The 562-nt window shown below is 45.2% G+C and carries 1 protein-coding gene; it reads left to right on the top strand.

Annotated elements, in window-relative coordinates:
• Positions 1 to 61: 61 nt before the first annotated feature.
• A partial coding sequence (locus R7P64_RS24480; RefSeq protein ID WP_318124220.1) for an MFS transporter occupies positions 62 to 562 on the top strand: 501 nt, incomplete at its 3' end.

The raw sequence follows: 562 nt of genomic DNA, 5'->3' as shown, positions 1-562 counted from the left end.
TCAGGGTTGGCGCCAACTGATATTGATTAAAAAATGATTAAATAATTTGATTGGTTGAATCATGAAAATATCAAAACTACAGCTCGTTTATCTTGCAGCTTTATCCATGCTTGGCTTTGTTGCCACTGACATGTACTTACCTGCGTTCAAAGCGATGGAAATCGACTTTGCTACAGGTCCCGAACAAATCGCACTTTCTCTGACCGTATTTCTTGTAGGTATGGCTTTTGGTCAGTTGATGTGGGGATTAGCATCGGATAAATTTGGTCACCGCAATACGCTGGCCGCAGGTCTGGTGCTCTTTACCATTGCCTCATTCGGCTTAGCATTCTGCGATGAAGTTTGGCAACTACTAACACTGCGCTTTGTGCAAGCAATCGGCGTATGTGCTCCTGCGGTTATCTGGCAAGCGATGGTGATCAAGCGTTACTCCAGCAGTAGCCAGCAAATTTTTGCGACCATCATGCCGTTGGTGGCACTATCACCAGCACTTGCACCTCAACTGGGTGTGGTTTTAGCGGATAGCTTTGGTTGGCACAGTATTTTTATCGCATTAACGCTT

Origin of the sequence: Vibrio sp. 2304 (assembly GCF_033339475.1) — a bacterium.
Lineage (GTDB): Bacteria > Pseudomonadota > Gammaproteobacteria > Enterobacterales > Vibrionaceae > Vibrio > Vibrio alginolyticus.
The sequence above is the reverse complement of the archived record's forward strand: the minus strand, read 5'-3'. Positions and strand labels throughout refer to the sequence as shown.